General features: G+C 72.1%; 23 protein-coding genes and 3 pseudogenes. 16 read left to right on the top strand and 10 right to left on the bottom strand.

Annotated elements, in window-relative coordinates; translation table 11 throughout:
- Window positions 1–22: 22 nt before the first annotated feature.
- A pseudogene (locus GOBS_RS01940) lies at window positions 23–987 on the bottom strand (IS481 family transposase).
- A gap of 124 nt (window positions 988–1111) precedes the next feature.
- On the opposite strand from GOBS_RS01940, the pseudogene GOBS_RS29565 reads away from it, so the two are divergent.
- Both GOBS_RS29565 and GOBS_RS28425 read left to right on the top strand, forming a co-directional pair.
- Window positions 1112–1378: pseudogene (locus GOBS_RS29565) on the top strand (hypothetical protein); the annotation flags it as partial.
- Between the two features lie 38 nt (window positions 1379–1416).
- Complete coding sequence (locus tag GOBS_RS28425) at window positions 1417–1581, top strand: hypothetical protein (RefSeq protein WP_243697621.1); 165 nt, start codon at window positions 1417–1419, stop codon at window positions 1579–1581.
- Window positions 1582–1631: 50 nt separating this feature from the next.
- Here GOBS_RS28425 and GOBS_RS01935 read toward each other — a convergent pair whose 3' ends face one another.
- Complete coding sequence (locus GOBS_RS01935; protein ID WP_012946618.1) at window positions 1632–2741, bottom strand: acyltransferase family protein; 1110 nt, start codon at window positions 2739–2741, stop codon at window positions 1632–1634.
- A 199-nt stretch (window positions 2742–2940) separates the two neighbouring features.
- Here GOBS_RS01935 and GOBS_RS26720 point away from each other — a divergent pair, with 199 nt between their 5' ends.
- Window positions 2941–3204, top strand: coding sequence for a hypothetical protein (locus tag GOBS_RS26720; protein WP_085949908.1), 264 nt, complete (start codon window positions 2941–2943; stop codon window positions 3202–3204).
- 151 nt (window positions 3205–3355) lie between these two features.
- Here GOBS_RS26720 and GOBS_RS01930 read toward each other — a convergent pair whose 3' ends face one another.
- A complete protein-coding gene (locus GOBS_RS01930; protein WP_012946617.1) occupies window positions 3356–4108 on the bottom strand; it encodes a PP2C family protein-serine/threonine phosphatase in 753 nt (250 codons plus the stop codon).
- Window positions 4109–4248: 140 nt separating this feature from the next.
- Between GOBS_RS01930 and GOBS_RS01925 the strand changes: the two genes are divergently transcribed.
- Window positions 4249–5421, top strand: a complete 1173-nt coding sequence (locus GOBS_RS01925) for a glycoside hydrolase family 3 N-terminal domain-containing protein (RefSeq protein ID WP_012946616.1) — start codon at window positions 4249–4251, stop codon at window positions 5419–5421.
- A gap of 18 nt (window positions 5422–5439) precedes the next feature.
- Here GOBS_RS01925 and GOBS_RS01920 read toward each other — a convergent pair whose 3' ends face one another.
- The 3 genes from GOBS_RS01920 to GOBS_RS29145 all read right to left on the bottom strand — a co-directional run bounded on the left by GOBS_RS01920 (window position 5440) and on the right by GOBS_RS29145 (window position 6844).
- Window positions 5440–5685 (bottom strand): hypothetical protein, encoded by a 246-nt coding sequence (locus GOBS_RS01920; RefSeq protein ID WP_041241288.1) that lies wholly within the window; start codon window positions 5683–5685, stop codon window positions 5440–5442.
- Window positions 5686–5690: 5 nt separating this feature from the next.
- Window positions 5691–6578, bottom strand: coding sequence for an LCP family protein (locus GOBS_RS25065; RefSeq protein ID WP_166487253.1), 888 nt, complete (start codon window positions 6576–6578; stop codon window positions 5691–5693).
- A gap of 137 nt (window positions 6579–6715) precedes the next feature.
- Entirely contained in the window at window positions 6716–6844 is a 129-nt protein-coding gene (locus tag GOBS_RS29145) for a hypothetical protein (protein WP_279432635.1), read from the bottom strand.
- Between the two features lie 188 nt (window positions 6845–7032).
- On the opposite strand from GOBS_RS29145, the gene GOBS_RS01905 reads away from it, so the two are divergent.
- Window positions 7033–7251: a hypothetical protein gene (locus GOBS_RS01905; RefSeq protein WP_166487252.1), complete on the top strand. Its 219-nt coding sequence runs from the start codon at window positions 7033–7035 to the stop codon at window positions 7249–7251.
- A gap of 6 nt (window positions 7252–7257) precedes the next feature.
- Here the strand turns inward: GOBS_RS01905 and GOBS_RS01900 are convergent, their stop codons facing one another.
- A complete protein-coding gene (locus GOBS_RS01900) occupies window positions 7258–8304 on the bottom strand; it encodes an NAD-dependent epimerase/dehydratase family protein (RefSeq protein ID WP_012946613.1) in 1047 nt (348 codons plus the stop codon).
- A gap of 144 nt (window positions 8305–8448) precedes the next feature.
- Here GOBS_RS01900 and GOBS_RS01895 point away from each other — a divergent pair, with 144 nt between their 5' ends.
- Both GOBS_RS01895 and GOBS_RS01890 read left to right on the top strand, forming a co-directional pair.
- On the top strand, window positions 8449–8736 hold the full coding sequence (locus tag GOBS_RS01895; protein WP_041241285.1) for a hypothetical protein: 288 nt from the start codon (window positions 8449–8451) through the stop codon (window positions 8734–8736).
- A 2-nt stretch (window positions 8737–8738) separates the two neighbouring features.
- On the top strand, window positions 8739–9092 hold the full coding sequence (locus tag GOBS_RS01890; RefSeq protein WP_041241284.1) for a nucleotidyl cyclase domain-containing protein: 354 nt from the start codon (window positions 8739–8741) through the stop codon (window positions 9090–9092).
- 33 nt (window positions 9093–9125) lie between these two features.
- Here the strand turns inward: GOBS_RS01890 and GOBS_RS01885 are convergent, their stop codons facing one another.
- Both GOBS_RS01885 and GOBS_RS01880 read right to left on the bottom strand, forming a co-directional pair.
- A complete protein-coding gene (locus GOBS_RS01885; protein WP_012946611.1) occupies window positions 9126–9401 on the bottom strand; it encodes a hypothetical protein in 276 nt (91 codons plus the stop codon).
- Between the two features lie 888 nt (window positions 9402–10289).
- Window positions 10290–11522: an IS256 family transposase gene (locus GOBS_RS01880; RefSeq protein WP_012946610.1), complete on the bottom strand. Its 1233-nt coding sequence runs from the start codon at window positions 11520–11522 to the stop codon at window positions 10290–10292.
- Window positions 11523–14657: 3135 nt separating this feature from the next.
- Between GOBS_RS01880 and GOBS_RS01865 the strand changes: the two genes are divergently transcribed.
- From GOBS_RS01865 to GOBS_RS01835, 7 genes are all read left to right on the top strand, one after another.
- Entirely contained in the window at window positions 14658–16268 is a 1611-nt protein-coding gene (locus GOBS_RS01865) for a sugar transferase (RefSeq protein ID WP_012946608.1), read from the top strand.
- 1231 nt (window positions 16269–17499) lie between these two features.
- Window positions 17500–18453 carry a glycosyltransferase family 2 protein gene (locus GOBS_RS01860; protein WP_012946607.1) on the top strand — a complete coding sequence of 318 codons (954 nt, stop codon included), beginning with the start codon at window positions 17500–17502 and terminating at the stop codon, window positions 18451–18453.
- A 378-nt stretch (window positions 18454–18831) separates the two neighbouring features.
- Window positions 18832–20022 carry an MATE family efflux transporter gene (locus tag GOBS_RS01855; protein ID WP_041241282.1) on the top strand — a complete coding sequence of 397 codons (1191 nt, stop codon included), beginning with the start codon at window positions 18832–18834 and terminating at the stop codon, window positions 20020–20022.
- An 85-nt stretch (window positions 20023–20107) separates the two neighbouring features.
- Window positions 20108–21247, top strand: coding sequence for a glycosyltransferase (locus GOBS_RS25055; RefSeq protein WP_166487251.1), 1140 nt, complete (start codon window positions 20108–20110; stop codon window positions 21245–21247).
- Window positions 21248–21637: 390 nt separating this feature from the next.
- The gene (locus tag GOBS_RS01845; RefSeq protein WP_012946604.1) at window positions 21638–22444 is read left to right on the top strand and encodes a sugar phosphate nucleotidyltransferase; all 807 of its coding nucleotides are present in this window, start codon (window positions 21638–21640) and stop codon (window positions 22442–22444) included.
- A 1-nt stretch (window position 22445) separates the two neighbouring features.
- The gene (locus tag GOBS_RS01840) at window positions 22446–23153 is read left to right on the top strand and encodes a PIG-L deacetylase family protein (RefSeq protein WP_012946603.1); all 708 of its coding nucleotides are present in this window, start codon (window positions 22446–22448) and stop codon (window positions 23151–23153) included.
- A complete protein-coding gene (locus GOBS_RS01835) occupies window positions 23141–24163 on the top strand; it encodes an NAD-dependent epimerase/dehydratase family protein (protein WP_012946602.1) in 1023 nt (340 codons plus the stop codon). The genes GOBS_RS01840 and GOBS_RS01835 overlap by 13 nt, the downstream gene beginning before the upstream one ends.
- Window positions 24164–24174: 11 nt before the next feature.
- Here the strand turns inward: GOBS_RS01835 and GOBS_RS01830 are convergent, their stop codons facing one another.
- Window positions 24175–24738: a dTDP-4-dehydrorhamnose 3,5-epimerase family protein gene (locus GOBS_RS01830; protein ID WP_012946601.1), complete on the bottom strand. Its 564-nt coding sequence runs from the start codon at window positions 24736–24738 to the stop codon at window positions 24175–24177.
- A gap of 2 nt (window positions 24739–24740) precedes the next feature.
- Here GOBS_RS01830 and GOBS_RS29920 point away from each other — a divergent pair.
- Both GOBS_RS29920 and GOBS_RS01825 read left to right on the top strand, forming a co-directional pair.
- A pseudogene (locus GOBS_RS29920) lies at window positions 24741–24929 on the top strand (hypothetical protein); the annotation flags it as partial.
- A gap of 42 nt (window positions 24930–24971) precedes the next feature.
- The gene (locus GOBS_RS01825; RefSeq protein WP_243697619.1) at window positions 24972–25907 is read left to right on the top strand and encodes a Rossmann-fold NAD(P)-binding domain-containing protein; all 936 of its coding nucleotides are present in this window, start codon (window positions 24972–24974) and stop codon (window positions 25905–25907) included.
- Window positions 25908–25909: the final 2 nt, after the last annotated feature.

Here is a 25909-nt window from a genome sequence, read left to right as displayed (position 1 = left end):
TTGTCGCGACCACACAGGTTGTTCACGCGGCGAGTCGGCTGATCGGCGGGTGACCTCTGAGGGCGGAGTGGCTGCGGGCAGTGTTGTAGTGGGTCAGCCAGCTGTCCAGCGCGGCGGTGCGCTGGTCGTTGCTGGTCCAGGCGGTGGCGTAGGCCACTCGGTGCGCAGGGGGCGGTTGAACCGCTCGGCCTTGCCGTTGGTCCAGGGCCTGCCGGGCTTGGTGAACCGGCGGCCGATGTTCAGCAGGGCGCAGGCGGTGATCCAGGCGTTGCCGATCCGGTAGGTCTTTGCGTTGTCGGTCAGCACCCGGGCGATGGTGACGTCGTGGCCGGCGAACCAGGCCACCGCGCGGGTCAGGAAGCCGGCGCAGGCGTGCACCCGCTCATCGGGCAGCACCTCGACGTAGGCCAGCCGCGTGTGGTCGTCGATGGCGACGTGCACGTAGTCGAAGCCGATGGGCACCGGCTTGTGTCGGTGGTCGGCGGTGGCCTGCCGGCCATGCACCCGCCGGCCACCGCCGTCCGGTATCCGGCCGAGCTTCATGACGTCGACGTGCAGCAGGTCGCCAGGGTGCTCGCGCTCGTACCGGCGCCCGCTGTGCCGCCGGCCGTGCAGGAGCTCGCCGGTGAGCCGGTCGACCTCGGCCAGCCGCGGCATCCCGGCGCGGGCGAGCACGACCCCGATGGTGGAGGCCGCGACCCCCACGATCGCGGCCAGCCGGACCGGCCCGGCGTGGTGCTCGATCCGGGCGGTGACGATCTGCGCGGTCGTCTCCGCCGAGGTCTTGCGCGGCATGCGGTGCGGGCGGGAGGAGCGGTCGGCCAGCCCGGCCTCGCCCTCGGTGCGCCAGCGGCCCCACCACTTGTAGACCGTCTGCCGGCTGATCCCCAGCTGCTTGGCCACCTCGCCGGGCCGGTGACCGGCCCGGACACGAGCGACGATCAGCTTGCGGGCATAGACGGTCGTGCGGGCGTTAGCGTGAGCCACGGAGACCTCCGGTTGGCAACGGCGACGTCAAGCACCGCCACTCCTGCCGGAGGTCTCCTTCGTGATGAGCCGCCGCGCCGACTGTCAACAACGTCCCTAGTTGCGACACCTAGCCGCGCACGACGTGACCGTGACGCTCAAGCACTTCCCCGGCCTGGGGGATGGTCGACTCGAACACCGACGAGGTCGCCGGCGTCACCGACTGGGTCGCCTGGACCGCAGGGAGCAGGTCGCCGCCTTCGGCGCGCTCGCCGACTCGTACGCCGAGCCGTTCGTCATGGTCTCTTCGGCCACCTATCCGCGGCTGAACCTGGCCGCCGCGGCCAGCTTCCCGCGGCAGGTGATCGGCACGCTGCTGCGCGGCTCCTCCGGTTTCGACGGCGTGGCCATCAGCAACGACGTCGGCGCGCGGCGGCCGCCTTTTCGTACGTGCCACCCGGCGAGCGCGCCACTCAGTTCCCCGAGGCCGGCGACACGCTGGCGCTCATCGTCGACGCGAGCGTCTACCCGGAGATGCTCGACGCCGTCCTGACCCGTGCCGAGTCGGACTCGGCGTCCTCGGCCACGGTCGACGCGCCGTCCGCACGGCCCTGACCGCCGAGCTCGCGCCGGCCTCCTGACACCTCGATGATCGTCGAAGACGGTCAGGACCTGACTCGACGGTGGAGTAGGCAGCCCCGTGACGCGCCCCTTCCGGCTAACGCGTTGCGCCCCGGGACCGGCCTGGTCATCCGGATCGGAGCCTCGTACAGCCATGGCGCGAAGGAGGACACGCGCTGCAGCAAGAGGGTGAGTGGCAGAGCGACGATGACCAGGGCGGGGACCGCCAGCCAGCCAATGCGTTCGGCAACGTGCGGCACGGCGAGCACCATCAACGCCGTCAGGCATCCGAGGACGATCTCATTCGAGACGTAGACGGGAAGGGTCCGCCGCCCAAGTGCGACCAGAGGCCGCCCGAGGCGGTACTCGGCGAGGACGACGGCGAGACAGACGCCCACGACGCAGGCAATAATGCACAGCAGCAGAGGCACGGCCGGGATCTGCTGCAGATCGTCACCGGTGATTCCTGTCGCCTGCAGTGCCATGAGACCGCCTCCACCCAGGAGACTCCCAGTCACCAGAACGACCAGCGCGCGCCCGCGCCCTAGTCGGGAGACCCGAGCTTTGAGAAACTGATCGCTGCGGGCGCCGATGGCATAGAACACGAAGAACTTCGCCATGCTGTCGAGTGCGAAATTTCCGATCGGCAGCCACGTGAAGGTCGTGATGGACAGGGCGGCAGCCAACCCGAGGACCACCAACGCAGGCCACGTACGTGTCAGCTTGCTGACCCCGAGGAAGACCGCCAGGGCGTAGAGGTACCAGAGGCCCGTATTGGGCCACACGATGATCTGAACGAGATCCCATGGCGAGTCCGCAGGCGGATCCGGCCGATCCCATCTGACGATGCTGAACACACCGACGGTGATTAGCGCCCAGAGGACGTACATCCACAGCCACGTGGCGAGTTTCGTTCGCCTCAGATGGCGCCACGGGCGATCCAGCGCGCCTGCTACGAGGATCCCGCTGGCTAGAAAGAAGAGCGGCATCCTGATGAGCCGGAGACTCTGGTTGATCGTCTCCCAGTAACCGACGTCCAGGCCAGTGAACTTGGTGAACAGGTATGCATGCCACAGGACGATGAGGAGGATGGCGATTCCGCGGACCGCGTCAATCCAGCGCAGCCGTTCGGACTCGTCCCCCCCAATCTCCATCGGGGTTGAGCATAGTCCGAAGGGTTACCGCATGTCAACTGAGCGTGAGGACACCCACACTGCATGTACCCGTGTCCCTGGCTGGCGACACCTGTGCCACCGCGACACCGGCGGTGAGACCTCGGCGGGTGATGAGTTGACCGCCCGTCCGCGAACACCATCGCGATCGCTACCACGGTCGATGAGGTCCCGGAATCTCATGGACGTGGCCGTCCTCGTCGTCCTGGCCGCTGGCCGCTGGCCGCTGGCCGCTGGCCGCTGGCCGCTGGCCGCTGGCCGCTGGCCGCTGGCCGCTGGCCGCTGGCCGCTGGCCGCTGGCCATACTAGGGCTGCTCGGCGACATGCTCCTGCTCTCCTCGTCATCTTGGTCGACGCAGTGTTCAGGCCGTCCGCCGCACCGTCGTCCGACGCGCTCGCGCTCGGCGTCACCCAGTCGCCCGCGGCCGGACCGCGGGCGGCCTGAGCCCGATAGCGCCCGACGGGTCCTCGGGCGGACGATGCCGTGTGCCAAGTCGTCGACGTAGAAGCCGTCGTTCGAGCAGCCGCTCGCACAGGTGCAAGCCGAGGAAGCCAGAGCCCCCGGTCACGGCCACTCGAGTCCCGGCACACCCTCGTCAGCGCGGTGCGGTCGCACCGGTCGACGTGCCGGGGTGCCCCACCTGCACCGCGACGACGGTCACGTTGTCGCGCGCCCCTGCGCTCTCAGCCTCGCTAGTGAGCCTCGCGACGGTCTTCTCGACATCGTTCCCCGCACCGACGAGTGCAGCGATCTGCGCGTCACTCAGCTCGCCGGTCAGGCCGTCGGAGCAAGCGAGGAAGCGTTCACCGGCCATGACGGGTAGCAGGACCACGTCGGCCTCGGGACGGGGACCGACACCGAGTGCCCGGGTGATGATGTGCCGCTGCGGGTGCGTGGCAGCGCTCGCGTCGGAGATGTAGCCGGCGTCGAGGAGCTCCTGCACCACCGAGTGGTCGGTGGTCAGCTGGTCGAGGCGGCCCTCGTGCCAGCGGTACACCCGCGAGTCACCGACGTGGAACACCGCCCACTGGGGTCCATTCCCCTCATCGACCAGCGCGACGCCGGCGACCGTCGTCCCGGCACCGGCCTTGTCCGGCCCCTGGAATGCGCGGATCTCGCCGTCGGCCCGCTGCAGCGCCAACCGGATCGCCTCGACGGTCGTCGTCTCCCCACCGGTGAGCGAGCGCAGCGCCTCGACCACCGCCTCCGCGGCGGCGGCACCACCGACATGGCCCCCCATGCCGTCGGCGACCGCGAACACCGGCGGGGCGGCCAGGTACCTGTCCTGGTTGTCCTCCCGCTGGCCCACGGCTGTGGCCGCTCCCCACGTCAGCTCGACCGGCGGCATCCAGGCTCCACAACATGCATCGACGACAGGACGCCCCGCGGGGAAGACGAGGTGCGCTGAGCGTAGGTGGTCGGCGACACGCCGGCAGGACGCCCACCGGCGACCCGCCGGCGGGCGCACCCGACGCAGAATGGGTGGCGATGCGCTCTCCCCGCCTCGGAGCCGTCCTCGGCTCCCTGCTCTGCCTGCTGTCCACGGCCTGCGCTGCGCCGACCGCCGACACCGGGACGGCGCCCAGCACGCCCAGCGCCGCCCCCTCGCCCACTCTGAGCCCCGAGATCGACCTGGTCGACGCCGCCCTCGTCGAGCTGGACCGCCGTGGGCAGGTCGCCCAGCTGATCGTCGTCGGGGTCGCGCTCGCCGACCTCTCCCCCGCCGACGACTTCGGCGCAGAGGGTGTGGGCGGCGTCTTCCTCCAGGGTCGCAGCAGCATCCCCGCGGACCAGCTGGCCGCCGAGACCGCGCGCTGGGCGGAGTCCGCCCAGGGGCCGCGTCTGTGGGTCGGCGTCGACCAGGAGGGCGGCGCCGTGCAGACGCTCTCCGGCCCCGGTTTCGCCGACCTGCCGTCGGCCCTACTTCAGGGCCGCATGCCGGCCGAGGAGCTGGCCGCCCTCGCCGACGACATGGGCGCGTCCCTGAGCAGCGCGGGCATCAACCTCAACCTCGCGCCGGTCGCCGACGTCGTCCCCTCCGGCACCGAGGACGGCAACGCAGCCATCGGCGCCTGGGACCGCCAGTACGGCAGCACCGCGGAGGACGTCGTCCGCGCGGCCGGCACCATCGCCGACGGCCTGGCCGCGCACGGCGTCACCCCCACGCTCAAGCACTTCCCCGGGCTCGGCCGGGTGCCGGAGAACCCCGACAAGAGCCGGGACGCCACCGACGACGTCACCACCCGCGACGACGAGCAGGTCGCCGCCTTCGGCGCGCTCGCCGGCTCCGACGCCGACCCCTTCGTGATGATGTCGTCGGCCACCTACACGCAGATCGACGCCAGCACGCCGGCCGTCTTCTCCCCCGTCGTCGTCAACGACCTGCTCCGCGGGCAGCTCGGCTTCGACGGGGTGGTCATCTCCGACGACATCGGCGCCGCCCAAGCCGTGCAGGACACCCCGATCGACGAGCGGGCGGTCCGGTTCCTCGAGGCCGGGGGCACTCTGATGCTCACCATGGACGCCGATGCGGTGGACGAGATGATCGACGCCGTCCTGGCCCGCGCCGAGAGCGACCCCGAGTTCGCCGCCACGGTCGACGCCGCCGTCCGGACCGCCCTCACCGCTAAGGCCGACGCGGGGCTGCTGCCGGACGACTGAGCGGACCCCGGTCGATGCTCAGCCGGCCCGGTCGCCGTCCCCCGGATCGGCACCGAGCCGCACGTGCCGGCGCAGGTCGAACAGGAGCAGCAACACGGCCAGCAGCGCGATGCCGCCCGCCGCGAGGGCCACCGGCGTCCCCAGCGAGCCGCCGACCCGCCCCCAGAACACGGCCGCGCGCTCGTCGAGCACGACGACTCCCAGCAGGACGGCGTACAGCGGCACCGTGAGCCACAGCGGCCGGCGGCCGGGGACGCGTGCCACGCCGGTCAGCGGAACCGGCCGAGGTGGGCGGCGAGGTCGTCCGCCTGCAGGTGGCCCCACAGCGCCGCCGCCCCATCCTCGTCGAGGCGGGTGATGGGCTGCCCCTGCTCCTCCCCCGTAGAGCCCACCGGAGCAGCGACGAACTCCGGCTCCGCCACGCCGCGAAACTCCCACGCGGTCGCCACGAGGTCCTCGTCGGCCAGGGACTCGTCGACCCGCAGCGCACCCGTCACCAGGTCGAGCAACCCGGAGAGCCGGCCGAGGTCGGCGAGGGCGCCCAGCTCCCCGATCCGGCCGAACAGCGCCTGCACCACGCGCTGCTGCCGCTCGGGTGCCGCGGCGCGCGTCGCCGCGCTGGCGTCCCGCACGTACGCGACCGCCGCGGCGCCGTCCATCTGCTGCGGTCCCGGCGGGACGGTCCGCCCCCGGTTGCTGTATTCCTCGGGGACGTCGACGGTGACGCCGCCCAACGCGTCGGTGACGGTCGCGAAGCCCGCGTAGTCCAGCTCGGCGTAGTGGTCGACGCGGACGTCGGTCAGCGTCTCCACAGCACCCACCACGCCCTGCCGGCCGTCGACCCCGAAGACGCCCTCGAGCGTGGTGCTCTGCTCGGCGACCCAGGTGTCCAGCGGGAAGGTCACCATCTGGGCGTGCCGGCGGTCGCCGGTGAGCCGCACCAGCAGGACCGCCTCGGCCCGGGTGGCGCCGGTGGCACCGGCGGCCGGGTCGACGCCCACCACGAGGAGCGTCCGGGCCTCCTGGGCTGCCTCGGCGACCTCCGGCCGGTCCTGCTCGTCGGGAAACGCGTCGCTGACCCGGGCGACGTCCTTGGCGACGGGGTCCACCTGGAGAGTGCCCAGCCCGATGGTCAGACCAGCGACGACGACCAGCACCGCGAGAAGGGCGAACAGGACTGTGCGGGTGGGCGAACGGTGCGCACGGTACCGCGCCCGTCTGCGGCCGTCTCCCGCTCGGGGGGTGGTCTGCGCGCCGTCGTCTGTCCGGTCCGGCTCGTCGGTCATCGGGCCGGTCAGGCGACCAGCTCGACGGCGTGCCTGGCGTTGCAGCCCTCGCAGAGCTCGTACACGCGCCGGTCGACGTCGAAGCCCGGGCGCAGACGGGCCAGACGGCGGCGCACTAGCCGCAACTCGCTGAGCACCAGACCCCGGTCACCGCAGAGGCCGCAAATAGTGCCCGGAAGCCCGATCGACCACCGCTCCGTCACGCCGTGAGTGTTCTACTCCTTGAGCTCCGTGCACGACTGTCCGTCACACCAGGGCGCGGGCCCAGCACCCGGGTCCAAGGCGTCCACCGCACATCCGCGCGAGCCGGAACTACGGTCGGGTGATGCTCCGTTGGCTGTTCGCGATCGTCATCGCAGGGATCGTGTCGGCCTTCGCCGTGCTGCTGCTGACCGGTGAGTACATCAACGACGGCCCTGTTCTGGTCGCCCTGAGCGAGGAACACGGCATCCACACGGGCGACTTCTTCGTCGTCACCGGTTGGGCGGCCGCGCTGCTGTCCGAGGCCGGGCTGCTGCTCGTCGGGGCACGCACCAGGGGCTGAGGGCGCTCACCCGGCGGCGCTGAGGTCCGGCCAGGACTCGGCCAGCCGGGCGAACCAGGCGACCTCCTCGGCCAGCCCCCGGTCCAGGTCGACGGTGGGCCGGAAGCCCAGCAGGTCACGAGCCCGATCCGTCCGGCACACCACGCCACCCGCTCGTCGCTCCCCCACGTGCCGCGGCGGCGGGGGCAGCTCGCCACGCTGTCCGGCCACGGCCCGCCGCACCCGGTGTGCCAGCGCCACCGTGCGCTCCGCCGTCCCGCTGCCGGCGTTGACCAACCGGAACCGCTCTCCGGCCGGGGACACCGCCGGCGGCCGGGCCACCGCGCGCAGCACCAGGTCCGCGGCGTCCGCCACGTGCAGGTAGTCGCGCAGCTCCTGGCCGTCCCCGGCGATCATCGCGGGGTGCCCGGCCAGCCCGGCCTGGATGAACGTCGGCACCGCCCACGGCATGGTCTCCCCAGGCCCGTACAGCGTGGTGAAGCGCAGCACCGTGGCCTCCGGCCCGCCCGCCGCGGCGACGATCCGCAACTGGTCCTCCAGTGCCAGCCACGCCGCCGCCACGGGGTCCTCCGGCGTCGGCCGCATCGACTCGTCCACCGGCGTGACCGGCGCCCGCCCGTAGACCTCCACCGAGCTGCCGAGGACGACGTGGCCCAGCCCGTCGCCGAGCGCCGCCAGCAGCTCCAGGGTGCCGGCCACGTCGACCGCCACGGCGTCGCGCGCCGCACCGGTCGCCGTCCGCTCCCCTGCCGGCACCGGCGCCGTGGCCAGGTGCACCAGCTGCTCGGTCCCCGCCGCCCGGCGCGCCACCCGCCGGGCCGCCTCCGGCCGCCACCACTCCGGCTCCTGCACCAGCTCCACGACGCCTTCGCGGATCGCCCGCCGCACCGGCTCGCGCCACCCCGGGTCCGGTCCGACGACGACGACGCGGCACCCGGCGCTCAGCAGCCGCGTCACCACCGAGGCGCCCAGGAATCCGGTACCCCCGGCGACCAGCACCGGCATGTCGCGGAGCCGCGCAGCATCCACCCCGGCCGGGTCGGATCCCCGCACGCGTCCACCCCCTCGGCGCGGCCGGTGCACGCCCATGGCCGTGGGACGCTACGGGTGGCGGCACGGTGACGGAACCGTCCGGTCCGCCCCGGCGAGGGCCGGACCAGCGTGTGCTGACCGCCCGTGCCCACCCCGGGTCCGGGCGTGTCGTCAGGGGAGACCCGAGGTCCCGGTCGGCGATGGGGCGCCAGCACCGGTCACGGGCTGAGCCCCCTCGACCACCCCTCCGGGTGGGATCCCCTCCAGCGGAACGACACCGGTATTGATGGAGAGGTCATCTACATTGCGCACAACCCGGTCCCGGTCTCGCTGCCGGTCTCCGCGCTCCTCCCGCCGGAGGACGACGTCACCAGCCTGCTGTCGGGGCCCAACTCGGTCTCGGCCCACCTCGCCGAGCGCCTGGCCGCCGTCGCGACGTCCCCGGCGCGCTGATCGTGCTGGGCCTGCTGCGACGCGACGACACCTGGCCGACCGCCGCCAGCAGCCTCGCCGCCGCCACCTCGGTCGTGGCGCGCTCGCTGTGCGGCGACGACTGGCTGGGCCGCTCGGGCCCCAACGACTTCGCCGTCCTGCTCAGCGGCACCGCCGGGGACGCCGAGGTCACCGCCACCCGCCTGGCTGCCACGATGACCGAGCTGGGCATCCCGGGCCTCGGCGCCTGCGCCGGTGTCGCCGCGCTCGAGGAGGGCGCCACCGCTACCGAGACCATGCGCCGCGCCGCCCTGTCCCTGCAGACCGCCCGCTCCCTCGGCGCCGGCCGGGTCATCCGCTACGCCGGCACCCGCTGAGACACGGCGTCCGCAACGGCGCGGACGCCCGCCTCAGCCCCTCCCCCGGCGCCGCCGGGCCAGCGCCGCCCCCAGCCGGGCGGTCTCCGCGTCGTCCCCCCGACCGCGAGCCCGGCGCAGCGCGCGCTTGAGCCGCGCCCGCCGCGACACCAGCGGCCACGACACCGCCGCCAGCAGCGCCAGCCCGGTCAGCCAGCCGGGCACCTCCGGGTTCCCCCCGAGACCGATCGCCTCCCACACCGTGTAGCCGATGGCGTAGCCGAGGACGACGACCAGCAGCACCGGCACCACGAAGACGAAGACCCCCACGGCCCCTCCTTCGCCGTCCGCCCCCCACCGGACGCACCAGCTCCCCATCAGCCCTGGCTCGGTCCCGCCATGCCGCCCCGCGCGCCGTCGATGACGGGTCGCCATGACCGACCGGCCGCCGGCCACAGCCGCCGGCGGCACGCTCGGGTCCCTCGAGCATGCAGGAGCGCCGATCCCGCGGGGGATCTGGGCGCCGCTGGCATGGAGCCGGTTCACCGGCGTGCGCGCCACCCGGCGCAGCTGCGCCGGTGACACCGGCTGCCGGTCGACCACCATCTCGGACCCCAGGGGCGCGGTCCCCCTCCGCTCCGGCCGCGGGAGGCGCAGCTCCACCCCGGTGGAGCCGTCGATGCGAGCCGCGGCTCGTGCGCCTTCCCCGCGCAGGGCCCGCACCGGGGCGGCGCGCCGGTCCGGCCTCGGACACGCGAGCCTCTGTCGGCCGGCTGGCCTGCCCCGTACCGCGCAGGCCGAGCTGCTCGTCGGCCGCCAGGTCGTCGTCGCACCGCCCAACACCGACCCGGTCGGCGCTCTGCGCCGGGCACCGGCCGGGGACGACGCCCGTCCGACCCGACCTGGCGCCCCGGCAGCGCGAGGTGCTTCTGGCCTACGTCTCGACCAACGCCGTCCACTGCGCGGTCGGCCGCTCCTCGGGCACGGACGCCTAGACGCTGAAGACGCACCTGTGGTGGGTCCGCGCCAGGTCCACCGACGCCGATCACCCGGCCCCGACCCGCCGTCACCTGAACGTGCGCGCGGTCGAGGACGGCCTACTGCCGCCGCCGTCGCCGTCCCGCGGCTGAGCGGGGTGACTGTCGGCGCCGGCCGGATCGGTGACGTCCCGCTGAGTGGTGGATGTAGTCCTCACCGTGTTGGTCAGCGGTGTGGTGACTATGACGCGATCAGGGCCGGCTGCGCCACCTCCTCCGCCGAGTCACTGCGGCTGGCGAGCAGGGCCATGGAGCTCTCGGCGAGGTAGCGGCGGTCGGAGACCTGCCACTCGTCGTGCGCCTCGACCAGTACCGCGCCGGCCAGGCGCAGCAGGGCGGCGGGGTTGGGAAAGACCCCGACGACGTCGGTGCGCCGCTTGATCTCCTTGTTCAGCCGTTCCAGCGGATTGGTCGACCAGATCTTCTTCCAGTGCGCCACCGGGAAGGCGGTGAAGGCCAGCAGGTCGTCGGCAGCCTCGTGCAGCATGGCCTCGACCTGGGGGAACTGGCGGCCCAGCATGCCGGCGATCACGTCGAGCTGGGAGCGCACGTGCTCGGCGTCGGGCTGGGCGAAGACGGTGCGGATCGCCGCGGCGACCATCTCGCTGTTGCCGCGCGGGACGCGGGCGAGCACGTTGCGCATGAAGTGCACCCGGCACCTTTGCCAACTGGCGCCGAGCAGCACCGCGCCGATGGCGGCCTTGAGCCCGGTGTGCGCGTCGGAGATGACCAGCTGGGGGCCGGCCAGCCCGCGGGCCTTCAGCGAGCGCAGGAACGCCGTCCAGAACGCGCCGTCCTCCGAATCGCCGACGGCGAAGCCGAGCACCTCCCGGTGGCCGTCGGCGGCCACGCCGGTGGCGATGACCACGGCCTGGGAGACCACCCGCCGGTTCACCCGTGCCTTGCAGTAGGTGGCGTCGAGGAACACGTACGGGAAGGCCTGCTCGGCCAGTGAACGGTCCTGAAAAGAGCTGACCTCGGCATCGAGGTCGGCGCAGATCCGGGAGACCTCGGACTTGGAAATGCCGGTGTCGGCGCCCAACGCCCGCACCAGGTCATCGACCTTCCGCGTGCTCACCCCGTGCAGGTAGGCCTCCATGACCACGGCGAACAGCGCCTGGTCGATCCGCCGCCGGCGTTCCAGCAGCGAGGGGAAGAACGACCCGGCGCGCAGCTTGGGGATCCGCAGCTCCAGATCCCCGGCCGTCGTGGACAGGGTGCGGGGGCGGGAGCCGTTGCGCTGGGCGGTGCGACCCTCGGTGCGCTCGTGCGGCGCCGCCCCGATCACCGCGGTCAGCTCGGCCTCGATCAACGCCTGGTAGATCGTGGTGGCCGCCGACCGGATGCGGTCGTCGACATCGGCTGCCTTGAGTGCGTCGAGCACCTCGAGCAGGGCAGACTGGTCCAGGGCCATCGTGTGCTGTGTCCTTCCGCGAGAACCATTGGCGTGGTCTCGCTGACCATCACACGATGGCCCCTTCGCGTGGTCCTCCACGCGAGCGGTGACCTGGACTTACACCACCAGCGGGGACGTCACCGCCGGATCGGCTCGTCCGCTGGGCCCGGCTGGCGTCCGCCTGTACACCTCAACCCTGTTGCCGAGCACGACCTGTCTCAGACCGTCCCCGAGCGCGGCGTCACGTGGCGCGCCCCTCCACGCATTGAGGGGCTGCCTCGGCCACCGTCGCCCCGTGCCGACCGGACCCCACCCAGGAGTCGATCGGGACGTCGCCGTAAGACCCACGCACACCGTGGACGGTGGGAAGCACACACAGTGAGGCCCGGCCGAGATGTCTCGTCCCTGACGACCCATGGGCTTGTCATGACCAGACACCCAGCACAAAGTCACGGCTCACCGATGACGTCAGCGTTCCGCCACGGTTCAGCTTGCGCCGCTTGCACTGCAAAAGAGAGAGCCCGTGTTGGTTGGTGAAGGCCTCACCTGGACGCCCAGCAAGATGCTGGCGTCGGGCGTCTCCGCACGCCATGAGGCGACCAATCGGCGCACTCCACCCGGTCGATACTGGCGTCACCGCGTCCTAATCGGCGTCCTGCTGATGGTCGGTGTGTGGATGCTCCTTGCGTCCTTGGCTGCGGCGGCCCAGGCGGGTGCGCCCTCGCTGAGCGCCGACTCGTCGCAGGCGACCGACCCGGGCACGAGCGCCGGCGGGAACCGCGTCAGCTCCGGGGAGACAGCCACTCCGGCCAACACCGGCGGTACCGCAGCCGAAACTTCGGCCGACGAGAGCCCGGCTGCCTCAGCCGAGAGCGAAGCGAAGCAGGAAAGCTCGTCTGGTGCCTCTGCCACGCCAGCAGGTTCTCCGGCCGACGATCGGGAGAAGCCCGCCACACCGGCCGAGGACCGCTCTTCCGCACCCGACAACGACGGCGCCACCCAGCCACCCCGCCTGGACACGCCCGAGCCACCGGCTCCCCCGGCCAAGCCCGCCACCCCGGCCGGGGACCGCCCGGCACCGCCGGCCAAGCCCGCCACCCCGGCCGGGGACCGCCCGGCACCCCCGGCCGAGGACCGCCCGGCCAAGCCCGCCACCCCGGCCGGGGACCGCCCGGCACCCCCGGCCGAGGACCGCCCGGCACCGCCGGCCAAGCCCGCCACCCCGGCCGGGGACCGCCCGGCACCCCCGGCCGAGGACCGCCCGGCACCGCCGGCCAAGCCCGCCACCCCGGCCGAGGACCGCCCGGCACCGCCGGCCAAGCCCGCCACCCCGGCCGGGGACCGCCCGGCACCCCCGGCCGAGGACCGCCCGGCACCGCCGGCCAAGCCCGCCACCCCGGCCGGGGACCGCCCGGCACCCCCGGCCGAGGACCGCCCGGCACCCCCGGCCGAGGACCGCCCGGCCAAGCCCGCCACCCCGGCCGGGGACCGCCCGGCACCCCCGGCCGAGGACCGCCCGGCACCCCCGGCCGAGGACCGCCCGGCCAAGCCCGCCACCCCGGCCGGGGACCGCCCGGCACCCCCGGCCGAGGACCGCCCGGCACCCCCGGCCGGGGACCGCCCGGCACCCCCGGCCGAGGACCGCCCGGCACCGCCGGCCAAGCCCGCCACCCCGGCCGGGGACCGCCCGGCACCGCCGGCCAAGCCCGCCACCCCGGCCGGGGACCGCCCGGCACCCCCGGCCGAGGACCGCCCGGCCAAGCCCGCCACCCCGGCCGGGGACCGCCCGGCACCCCCGGCCGAGGACCGCCCGGCCAAGCCCGCCACCCCGGCCGGGGACCGCCCGGCACCGCCGGCCGAGGACCGCCCGGCCAAGCCCGCCACCCCGGCCGGGGACCGCCCGGCACCGCCGGCTGCCGACGGCGCCATCCAGCCGCTCAGGCAGGACACCTCCAGTGCGTCAGCGACGCGGACGCCCGAGGTGAGCCTCACGTCGCAGGCGCACGGAACGGGCACGAGTGTCAGCGCAAACACCGGCGTCACTAGCCAGCACACGAGCCTCGTCCCCGGTGGCTCGCTCGAAGCGGGCATCCCCGCCCCGGGCACTCACGACCGGTCAGTCGTCTCGGATCTCCGTGCGGTTGCACCCTCGACGATTTCGGATCCGGCCACGTTGGCAACCCAGGGTGCAATGTCCGGATCCGAGGGCGACACCGATCCGACGAGGGGACCGACCACCGCTCCTCGATCGAGCGACCTGCCCCCCCGTACCGGTTACTCCCCCGCAGTAGCGACAGCCTCGGCGTCATCGATCTCAGTCGTCACATCTGCAGGGGACCAACTGCTGGCGCTGCGCTCACTGGTGACCGCGCTCACCCACGCCGGCCGCCAGGTGTGCCAGGCGCCGGATGACGGGGTGGACCGCTCGCGCCCGCCCGTAGGTATCGCCGGGGGTTCCACCGGCGGACGAGGGAGTCCTCACGCCGCCGATCACGTGGTGGCTGTCGGGGCTATCGACGTACCGCTCACGTCCCCCGTCGGCGCGCCACCCCTACCCGCTCCCCCCGCCGCACCCGTTCCCGTCGGACCTGTCACCAGTGCCAGCGTGACCGGGACCGCCTCTGGTGGCGGACAACACCACCACTCCTGGGACGATTTGGCAGTCCTGGATGAGGGTCTCGCCGCTTCGGTTGCCCTCATGGCGGCGGCCCGTGTGGCCGCCGGCGTGGCCGGTCACGTTCTCGGCGCTGCGACCGATCCAGGCAGCCGTCCGGACTGAGCCTCCTCGGCGTCGCGCCCTCGCGCGCCAAGCGAACGCCCTGGTTATAGGCACCGCGTCCGGGCACGGCCACGGCCGGATCGCCACCCGGAATCACATAGTCCCGAGATGTCACAGCATCCTGGCGCTCGCCGCCGGTGCTGATTAGGCCAAGGAACTGGCCCCATGAACCGATCCACTCGTCCCCTGTCCCTCCACGTCCTCACACCTGCTCTACGTTCGTGCGCCTGCGAAGGAGCACCTCGGAGTGGTCACACCTATCGAAGTCGCCGTCCCAGGCCCCGCGGTGGTCTGAGCAGCCTCACTTCCCTCCTCGACGCACCCCTCCGCTTCGGGGGTCTGCGTCACGGCCGTCATGACGGGGGAGGTGCGAGATGAGCGACGCTTTCATGGAGCGGCTCGACAACGTCCTGGCCCCCGACCCATCTCCCGCCACCATCCCGGCAGCCGCGACGCATCAATTCGGCGCGGACGACAGTCTTGAACTCCGGCGCTTGGCCGAACCCAGCACAGCCCCCCCGCTGACGAAGACCTCGGCCGTTCTCCCGACGCACGGCCGCCCGGTCTACGATCCGTTCACCGCACGGCGCCGGCAGAACCCCGAGTGGCTGGTCGCCTACACCGCGACGTTGGTGACCGGGGACGTCGTCGCCAGCATCACGGCGGCTTGCGTGCTGATGCCCTTCACCGGCCCCATCTCGGTTTATGGCCTCGCGCTGGCGGCCATCGGCGCGTTGGCCTGGCCCGCGCTGCTGATGTCACTGAGCACTTACGCCGAGCGTCTGCACGGCACCGGCGCCATCGAGTACCGGCGAGTGGCCATCGCCGGGGTCATCGCGGTCGCGGTGGCGGGGTATGCCGCCCAGGTGCCCGCCTTGGTCGGGCTCACACGGTTGCTGCTCATCGGCGTCCCGGTCGCCACTGTGCTCACCCTCCTCAACCGTGCCCTCAACCGGTGGCGGCTGCACGCGGCCAGGCGCCGAGGGTTCATGACGAAGCGAGTCGTGCTGGTGGGGCGCGACAGCGCCGTCCTGGATCTGGCGAAGCGGCTCCGCCGGGATCCCGCGTGCGGTCTGCAGGTCGTCGGCGCATGCGTGCCCCAACAGTCCGCGTCGCAGTCCCTCGAGCAGCACGGTGTCGCCGTGCTCGGTGACCTCACCCACGTCGTACCCGCCGTGGACGAGGTCGGGGCGGACGCCATCGTCGTGGCCTCGGCCAGTGAGACCGCGGGACAGTACCTGCGCGACCTGTCCTGGCGACTGGAGGGGACCAACATCGACGTCCTCGCGGCACCGGGACTGCTAGAGGTGGCACCCCACCGACTCCAGATCCGCCCGACGACGACCGTCCCGCTGATCCAGATCCGGGAGCCGGAGTTCCGGGGTCACCGGCGGGTCGTCAAGGGGATCCTCGACCGGGTCGCCGCGGCCGCGTTGCTGGTCCTGGGCTTGCCGCTGCTCCTGGCCGTCGGTGCAGCGGTCCGCTTCTCCAGCCCGGGTCCGGCGCTCTACCGCCAGCGCCGGGTCGGTAAGCGCGGCGTCTGCTTCGACGTCCTGAAGTTCCGCAGCATGGTCGTCGACGCGGACCGCAAGCTGGAGGAGCTGCTGCCCCAAAACGAGGGCAATGCAGTGCTCTTCAAGCTGCACCGGGACCCGCGGGTCACCCCGGTGGGACGGTTCCTGCGTCGCTACTCGCTCGACGAACTCCCCCAACTCATCAACGTGCTGAAGGGACAGATGTCCTTCGTCGGCCCGAGACCGGCCCTCGAACGCGAGATCGCGCGGTACGGACCGGACATGCACCGCAGGCTGCTCGTGAAGCCCGGCATCACGGGTCTCTGGCAGGTGAGTGGACGATCGAACCTGAGCTGGGACGAGGCCGTCGAACTGGACATCCGGTACGTCGAGAACTGGTCGCTCGGGCTCGACCTGGCCATCCTGCTGCGCACGATCCGCGCCGTCCTGCGCAGAGCCGGCGCCTACTGACATGCACCGGCCGTCGCGGCGTGCAGTTCACGACTGGAGGAGCGGATTCGCGACGGGACCGCCCCGCCGACGGTGGTACAGGAGTCGTGGCCGGGAGCGTTGCGCCCGTCGGGCACGCGTTTGCCGGGCGACGACCTCGTCGCCAGTTCGACCGCGGATTCGGAGGCGCAGGTTGGTGTTGTCGACCTCCCGAGGAAGGTCGACGCCCTTCTTGGGCGCCGGATGTGAGGTTGTCCTACCGACTCGCCGGCTCAGAACACCGAGGAGTTCACCGCCAGGCTCTGCCTGCCGTCCCCCGGCTGACCCAACCCGTACGGCTGGGTCGACGCCCACCTGCACAGTTCCGATACAGGACCGGCCGAGTCGATCACGTTCTGCGACACACCACCGTGATCCGCCCGCTCCTGTCCCATAAGGGGTTGCCAGCTCCCCCACCACGAGTGGATGGTCCGCTTCGACGACGAGAGCGGCCCGATGCAGATGGCTTCTCGACGTCCTGAGCACGTTCGTCACGCCGACCGGGAGCTCGACTCCCTCCTCACGCGGAACGAGGGCGATGGGGTGCTGTTCGAGCTGCGCGGTGAGCCGCGGATGCCCCGAGTCCGCCCCGTCCCGCTATCGACGGCCCCCCTCCCGTGTGAGGTGGAGCAGCCCTGGCGCGACACGTACCGGAGGCTGCGCGAGTCCGCGCCTCACCGGAGTCCGGCGGATCCCAGGCCGGACCCGAGCTCGACGAGTCGGTCGAGCGGGGCACCCGCTACGTCGAGAACCGGTCCCCCAGGCTCAACGGGAGCAGCCTGCCCGGGGCCGTCCACGCCGTCCTGCACAGTCCCGGGGCGTACTGCCGGGCCCGCGGCATCGCGGCCCGGACGATGCTGGAGCGCTGCTCGGGCCACGAGGACCGACCATGCGAGCCGGCGGTCCGGGGACCACCGCTGGGAGGACTCCCCTCGTGCTGCAGAGCCTGCGGCCGGAGCAATGTGGATCGAGGAGACTCGCGGGGGGTCCGGGAGTCGCGCGATCGAGGAGCTTGGTCGCCGCCGGTCGTCGGGCACCGTTCGACCCGTCTCCACACCAGATGGGCGGCAACGAGTACGGCAAGGACTGTTTGGTGAGCCCACAACCGAGCGCCACGCGGTCCGCAGAACGGGCGCGCGCTGGTCGTCACACCTCGCGGCGGTAGAGGGTGCTCAGTCGATGGTCCGCGGCTGAGGAGAGGCCGACGAACACAATGCACGTGGAGCCCAGCCAGAGCACCGGCACGCCCGACGTCGAACTCGTGGTCGTTGCCTACCGCAGCCGTGCGCAGGTCACTGAGATGCTCGCCGGCTTACCGGCGGACATCCCGTTGGCCGTGGTGGACAACTTCAATGACGGTGACGGTCTCGCCCAGGTCGTCCTCGATCGCCCGAACGGCCGGTACATGAAGGGCGGAGGGATCGGCTACAGCCGCGCGGCCAACCTCGCGGCCCGATCGTCGCAGGCGGAGTTCCTCGTCTTCCTCAACCCCGACACCCGGCCGGACATCGAGGCCATCACGACGCTCGTGGAGGACGTGGCAACGGATCCCCTCTGCTCGGCGAGCGCTGGTGTCGTGGTCGACTCCCACGGGCGGCCCGAATGGGCAGTCGGAGGCTGGGAGCCGACGCTGCCGCGCGCGGTCGTGCACGCCTTCGGTGCCCACAGGGCCTTCCCCCGGCTCGGGATCTACTGCCATCCGGAGATCGGCCAGCCGCTGAACGTCGACTGGGTGTCCGGTTCGGTCATGGCGGTACGCCGTCAGACCTTCCTCGGCCTCGACTGCTTCGACGAGGACTTCTACGTCTACAACGACGACGTGGCCTTCGGCCGGCAGAGCCGCGCACACGGGCTGTACCAGCGTCTCCGCACGGATGTGGCGATCCCCTCGGCCGGTGGTTCGGGGGCTCCGTCACTCGAGATGGGCAGACTCCATGGCAGTTCGATGTCCCGCTATCTGCACAAGTACCACCATCCCGTGGCTGCCACGACGATCATCATGTCTCTCGGCCTCGGCTACATCGGCCGGGCCCTGGGGCGCCTCCTGCTCGGCCACATCAACCGCGCCCGGGAGGACTGGGCTCACGCCCTGGGCCTGTTCACCGCCCGCGCAACCGTGGCAGGACGCCTCGTGGCCGACGGTCGCCGCGGCCGACCCGTCCCGTGACCGGACGGTGGGCCGCCGCAGCGATCGTGAGACGTCGCGTGCACGAGTCCCTCCCCAGGCCGATGTTCGCGGTCTCCGTCATGCGCTACCACGCCTGATTCGGGAAGAGGACAGGGTGACACCCACGTTCGCGTCCGCGGGGTCCACCCACTCCCCCGGCTCCGGTTCTGCCCGACGATTGGGCGTTCGAACGCCTGCGCCCACGGCCGGCTCCACGCGGGAGCACCCGGCGGCCCCACGTCGCGGCTGCAGCGTCGGCGGCTGAGCTTCGCTGTGGAGACACGCGTCGACAGGCCCCAGACACCTCGACGCCGCTTCGGTGGAGGTGGGGTTGCTCGACTGGTCCGGAGGGCGGGTTGGAGCACGAGCGACCAGGTCGTGTCGAGCCTGTCGAGCTTCGCGCTCGGAGTGCTCGTCGCCCGGGAAGTGAGCGCGGCAGAGTTCGGCGCCTTTGCGCTGTCCTTCACCGTCTACGGCTATCTGGTCATTGTCACGCGGGTACTGGTGAGCCAGCCATTGACGGTGCGCTTCAGCGATGCTGCACCGTCTGCGGCCAGGCAGGCGGCGCGGCAGTCGACCGGGGCGGCCATCGTGGTCGGGCTCCCGCCTGCTGCCGCCTTGGCGCTCACGGGGGTCCTCCTCGGGGGCACGGTCGGGCCCACGCTCGTCCTGACCGCCGTCCTGCTTCCCGGCCTACTGCTTCAGGACGCCTGGCGGATGGTCTTTTTCGCGGCGGGTCGTCCTCGCGCTGCGGCCGCCATCGACTCGGCCTGGGCAGTGGTGCAGGTCTGCCTCATGCTCATGCTGTCGACGACTGACCAAGGATCGGCCGTCGCCTACCTCGGGGTGTGGGGGCTGAGCGGTTGGCTTGCTGCGCTGCTCGGCGCACTCCTGGCGGGCCTGGTGCCAGCACCCCGAGCGACCTGGCAGTGGCTGAAGGCGCACTGGGACCTCAGTCGGTACTTCGTGACCGAGTACGTGCTCATCAACGGCAGCACGCAGTTGATGCTGGTACTAGTCGCCGCTACCGGCGGGCTGGCAGTGGCCGGGGCGCTGCGCGGCGCGCAGGTCCTCACCGGGCCGGTCGGGATCCTCGTGACAAGCGGGATGGCCTTCGCGATCCCGGAACTGGCCCGCCGCCCATGGACCGTCGGACGGCGCCTGATCCGAGCCGGCGTGGGGATCTCAGGCACCGTGGTCGTCCTCGCCACGGTCTGGGGAGCCCTGTTGCTGGTGTTGCCTGAGGAGGTCGGCCGACAGCTCATGGGTGACACCTGGACCGGTGTCGACGCCATCCTGGTGCCGACCGTCCTCGGGCTCGTCATGTCGGCTTCCGGTCTTGGTCCCACCTGCGGGATCCTGGCCGCCCAGCGGCCCAAGGTGCTCTTCTGGCTGCAGATCATAGCCGCTCCGGCGTATCTGATCGGCGGCTTGGTCGGCGTGCTCACCGGAGGGGCGTTCGGCGCGGCCGTCGGAATCGCACTCGCCCACACACTCGGAGCCGGGTTCGCGTGGATTCGGCTCGTGGTCGTTGCTCGGCAGGCTGCCGAGGCCCGTGAGCACGCCTAGTCATGAGGAGGATGACCAGATGTCCCGACCCTGCTCCATCCTGATCGTCGTCGACACGCTCACGGACAACGGGAGCCTCCGGTGGGTGCACAAGCTCGCCGCGCTGTGGCTGGAGGCGTCGTGGGCCGTCGTGTACCTCTCCCTCAAGCGCGGCGTCGACGGCCGGCCACCACTCATGCCTCCGGCCGGCGCCTCGTTGACCTACGGAGACACGGCCGAGCGTCGGTTCCGCAGAGGTCTCCCCGGAGCGGTGCTGCGTGCGCTGCGAGCGGCGAGGGCCGCGGATGCAGTCATGGTGATCAGTGAGGTGGAGCTCTCACTGCCGTTCGCGTACGTCATCGCCCGCCTGGTGCGGCGGCCGTTCGTCGTCTATGTCCAGAACGTCCCCGAGCGCTCCCATGAGATCCACCTCAACCGATGGCGCAGTCCCCTCTGGCGCCACTGCCTGACCCACGCCGACGCCGTTCTGTGCGTCGCGCCAGCCGGGGCAGAGTCTGCCGCGAGGATGGGCGTCGACCGGTCCAAGCTCACTGTCGCCTCGACCGGCATCGACGTGGACATGGTCCGGCGGCTCGGTTCACCCGATGGGCCCGGCCGTCCGCAGCACACGTCAGCGCCCCTAGTGGCATGCGGAGAGCTGTACCACCGCAAGGGATACGACCTCTTGCTCCGTGCACTGGCCGACGTGCGGAGAATGGGCCACCCGGTGCGGTTGGTCCTCATCGGAGAGGGACAGGAGGGTCCCACCCTGAAGCGCCTCGCTCAAGATCTCGGGTTGTCCGAGGCGGTCACCTTCACCGGACACCTCGGGAACCCGTTACCCGAGATCGCGCAGTCAGCGGCGTTCGTGCACTGCGCCCGCGTGGAAGGTGTCCCCCAGGTGTTGCTCGAGGCGATCGCCCTGGGCGTCCCCACCATCGCGACGGACTGCGACGGTGGCGGCCCGCGCATGATCCTCGGCGGGGGCGCGTACGGTCGCCTGGTCGAGCCGGAGTCCGTCCCCGCGCTGGTCGAGGCCATCCTCGCCCACCTGAACGACCCGTCCCAGCTCACCCAGCAGGCCGCCGAGGGGGAGATCCACCTCCGCGAGCACTTCTCGCCCGCCCGGACCGCGGAGATCGTTCTCGACGTCCTCGCGCGGGTCGACGAATCGCGACCTCGACGTCGCGGGGCACTCTCGCGGTGGAGAGAGCGTCGGTTGTCGGCCGCTGTCCCCACGCCATGATGACGTCATCGACGGCGCTCACCGTCCCCTCTGGACGGTGGCGGATGTGACCGCGGAACCGCGCAGTGCGACTGCCTCACTTTCTGGGACGTGGATCCTCCGGCAAGTGGTCCGATCGCTCCGAGAGTGGTTGACCGGTCTCAATCGACCCCCCAAGGTCTTCACACGGTCTGGACGTGCGGTCGTGTCGAAGCCACCGTGCGAACGAAGGGGTCCCCACGTGGCCATGCTGGAGTCCAGGTGCCTGATAAGCCCGGTGGGACTCCCCGGAGCAGCCGGCCATCCCACCGGCGAGGTCGGCTCCGTCCGTCCGACCCGTGGCCATCGAAGCCGGCTGCCCGGCTCCATCGGCGCAGCCGGGCACCAGAACAGTGCAAGGGGGACCTGCTCGTGAAAGTCGTGCTTTTCTGCGGCGGGTACGGCTTGCGGATGCGGGACGGGACGACCGAGGTCTCGAAGCCGATGATCATGGTCGGCCACCGCCCGTTGATCTGGCACGTCATGCGCTACTACGCCCACTACGGCCACGACGAGTTCATCCTCTGTCTCGGCTACGGGGCGCACCACATCAAGGACTACTTCCTCAACTACCGCGAGACCGCCAGCAACGACTTCGTGCTCAGGGAGGGCGGTCGGCGGATCGACCTGCTCTCCACCGACATCGCGAACTGGACCATCCACTTCGTCGACACCGGCGTGGACTCGGCGATCGGCGAGCGGCTGCGCCGGGTCCGGCACCTGGTGGCGGACGAGGACGTGTTCCTGGCGAACTACTCCGACGTCCTCACCGACGCTCCCCTCCCGATCATGATCGACCGATTCCGGGACAGCGACGCCACGGCGAGCCTGCTCGCGGCCCGTCCGGACCCCTCCTTCCACTGCGTCGACATCGACGGCAGCGGTCGCATCCGGCAGATCCGCGCCGCCGGCGACCTGGACCTGTGGGTCAATGGGGGCTTCTTCGTCCTGCGGCAAGGCGTGTTCGACCACATCCCGAAGGGCGGCGACCTGGTCGGTGACGCCTGCACCGCCCTCGCCGAACGTGGACAGCTGCTCTCCTACCGCTACACCGGCTTCTGGCACCCCACCGACACCATCAAGGAGCGGAACAACCTGGAGGCGCTCTTCTCGCAGGGGGAACGTCCGTGGATGGTGTGGGAGAACGACTCCACCCGCGCACCCGCACCGGCGGTCTGAGGTGGGCGGTCTGACACTGCTCAGCCGGGGGGACGGCCGTCCCCCCGTCGTGGTGGCCCTCGGGGCGCACTGCGACGACGTCGAGATAGGCGCGGGCGCCCTCCTCCTGCAGCTCGCCGAGTCCTGCCCCGGTGCCCTCCTCCAGGTCCTCGTGCTGTCCTCGACACCCGACCGGGAGTCTGAGGCCCATGCGTCGCTCAAGGCGTTCGGTGCCGGGCTCGACCTCGAGGTGACCGTGCTCGACCTGCCCGACGGCCGGCTGCCGGCCCACTGGGACGCCGTCAAGGAGGCGCTGGAGGGGGCGGGCGCCCGGGCACGAGCGGCTGGCGGCGCCGACCTCGTCCTGAGCCCCTGCCGACAGGACCTGCACCAGGATCACCGACTGGTCGCCGAGCTCACGCCGACGGTGTTCCGTGATCACCTGGTACTCGGTTACGAGATCGCCAAGTGGGACGGCGACCTCGGCCGCCCGGCCGTGCACCTGCCCGTCCCCGCCGAGGTCGCTGCGCGCAAGTTCGAGCTGTTGGCCGAGCACTACCCGTCCCAGCGGGACCGCGACTGGTTCGACCGGGAGGCGTTCCTCGGGCTCATGCGCCTGCGCGGCGTCGAGTGCCACCAGCGGTACGCCGAGGCCTACTGGTGCGACAAGATCATCGTGGGGCTACCTCCCGCGACCCGCTCCGACCGGGAGGTCCCGTGCGCGTCCTGATCACCGGCAGCGAGGGCTATCTCGGCACCGTGATGGCGGAGGTCGTGGCCGGTGCAGGCCACGACGTCGTGGGCCTGGACAGCGGCCTGTTCATCGGGGCCACGCTGGGCCCGGAGCCGACGCGGCCGCCACTGGTTCGACAGGACCTCCGGGACGTCACCGTCGACGACCTGGCCGGGTTCGACGCCGTCTGTCACCTGGCAGCGCTGTCCAACGATCCCTTGGGTAGCCTGGCCCCGGAGGTCACGTTCGACATCAACCACGCCGCGAGCACCCGCCTGGCCCGGCTGGCCCGGGACGCCGGCGTGCGCCGGTTCCTCTACGCCTCCACGTGCAGCGTCTACGGGGCCTCCGGGACCGAGGAGCCGCTCGACGAGACGGCACCGCTGGCTCCGGTGACGCCGTACGCAGAGAGCAAGGTGCGCGTGGAGGCCGATCTCCACGACCTGGCCGATGACGACTTCGAACCGGTGTCCCTGCGCAACGCGACCGCCTTCGGCTTCTCGCCGCGGCTGCGCGCCGACATCGTCCTCAACGACTTGGTGGCCTCTGCCGTCCTGGACGGAGAGATCGTCGTGAAGTCCGACGGCACCCCATGGCGGCCGCTGGTCCACGCCCGCGACATTGCGGAGGCCTTCCTCGCCTGCCTGGAGGCACCCCGGCAGGCGGTCCACGACCAGGCGTTCAACGTGGGGATGGACAGCGAGAACCGGCGGGTGGCCGAGATCGCCGAGGTCGTCGCCGAGGCCGTTCCCGGCAGCACGGTGCGGATCACCGGCGAGTTCGGCGGCGACCCGCGTTCCTACCGCGTCGACTTCGGCCGCATCGCTACGGCGGTACCGGCGTTCAAGCCGACCTGGACGACGCTGGAAGGCGCCCGTGAACTCGCTACGGCCTACCGCCGCTACGGGCTGACCCGGTCGATGCTGCGCGAGCGGTTCACCCGGCTGGCGTGGCTGAAGCACCTGCAGCACCAGGGGCGGCTCGCCGAGGACATGCGGTGGCGCTGATCGCCATCGCCTCAGCGGCCGGGGGCACCGTCCAGCTGCTGGACGAGGTCGTGCCAGGTACCGGCGGCGGCATCGCGAGGGGAGATGGCGGTCACCGGCAGCGGCCACGGGAGCGCCAGGTCCGGGTCGTCGTAGCGGACGGCAAGGTCCTCCGACGGGTCGTGCTCGCGGTCGATGCGATAGCAGACGTCAGCCTCCGGCGTGAGCACCTGGAACCCGTGGAGGAAGCCAGGGGGCACGTAGAGGTGTCGTCCCGTCTCGTCGTCCAGCCGGAAGGTCGCGCTCCGGCCGAAGGTGGGCGAGGAGGGCCGGGTGTCGACGAGGACGTCGAGGACGGCTCCGCGTGCGCAGCGGACCAGCTTGGCCTCGCCAGCACCCGCCCGGCCGTGCATGCCTCGCAGAACGCCCTGGCGAGATCGCGACTGGCTGTCCTGCAGGAAGGCGCGGGCGTCCACGCCGGCACGGTCCGCCACCGCCACGTCGAGGGTCCGGACGAACCAGCCTCGCTCGTCCTCGTGCCGGGTCTCGGGGAGGAAGCACACGACGTCGGCAAGCTCCGAGCGCTCGATCAGCACGGATGCAGTGTGGCGCGGGAAGGGCGCTGATGACGTCGATGGCGTCGTGCCGGTGGTGCGGTTCGGGGCACGGGGAGACCGTCCTCGACCTTGGGCTGCAGCCTGCCTGTGACGACTTCCCGCGGCCGGGTGACCCGCCGGCCCCGGTGCACCCACTCCGGCTGTGGGCCTGCGACGGCTGCGGACTCGCGCAGCTGCCCGACCGCTCCCCCGTGCCGCAGGAGCCTCGTGCGGTGGAGCCCGCCGCGCTGAGCGCGCACGCCCGGGATTCGGTGGCGTGGGCGTTGAGCCAGGGCCTGCTCGTGGCCGGCACGTCGGCGCGAGAGTTCGGCAGCCCGCACGGCGGCAGCTGGGTGGAGCTGCTGGCCGCCGCAGGCCTGGAGGTACGACAGGACGACGGCGCCGGGCCGGTCGACGCGGTGATCGACGTCTTCGGGCTCATGCACGAGGAGGACCAGCGGGCGGGGCTGGGGCACCGGGTCGAGTGCCTGACCACCGACGGCGTGCTGGTGCTCGTGTTCCCGCCGTTGGAGACAGTGGTCGAGCTGGGCCAGTGGAATGCACTCCGCCACGGACACCACGCCTACCCGTCGACCGCCGTGGCGGCCCGTCAGCTGGCCGAGTGCGGCCTGACGGTCGTGGCCTCGGTGCTGCACCCGCTCTACGGCGGCACCCGTCTGCTGGCCGCGCGCCGCAGCAGCGCGGTAGCACCGAGGGCGGTGTCCGTCCCCCTTCCCGGCGACGTCCCGCGGGCGGCCCTGACCGCGCTGGCGGAGTCGGTGGCCGCAGGGGTCGCGGCGCTTCGCGCCCATCTCCAGCAGGCGGCGGCCGAGGGCCGGCGGGTCATCGGGTACGGCGCTGCCTCGAGAGCGGTCCCGCTGCTCGTCGGAGCGGGCATCGGCCCGGAACTCCTCCCTGCGGTGGCCGACGCCTCGCCGGCCAAGCAAGGCCGGCTGATCCCGGGGGTCGGGCTGCCCGTGGTTGGCCCGGACGAACTCGTGGCGGCCCGCGCGGACGAGGTCCTGCTGTTCCTGCCCGACCTATTGGACGAGGTGCGGTCGGCACTTCCGGAGGTCGAGCACTCCGGTGCGTGCTGGCGATCGGTGGAGACCCTGATGCCTACCCGAGCGGAGTGCCCCCCTCGTCCCACGAGCACGCCAGCCTCCTGACC

This window comes from Geodermatophilus obscurus DSM 43160 (genome assembly GCF_000025345.1).
Lineage (GTDB): Bacteria > Actinomycetota > Actinomycetes > Mycobacteriales > Geodermatophilaceae > Geodermatophilus > Geodermatophilus obscurus.
The sequence above is the reverse complement of the archived record's forward strand: the minus strand, read 5'-3'. Positions and strand labels throughout refer to the sequence as shown.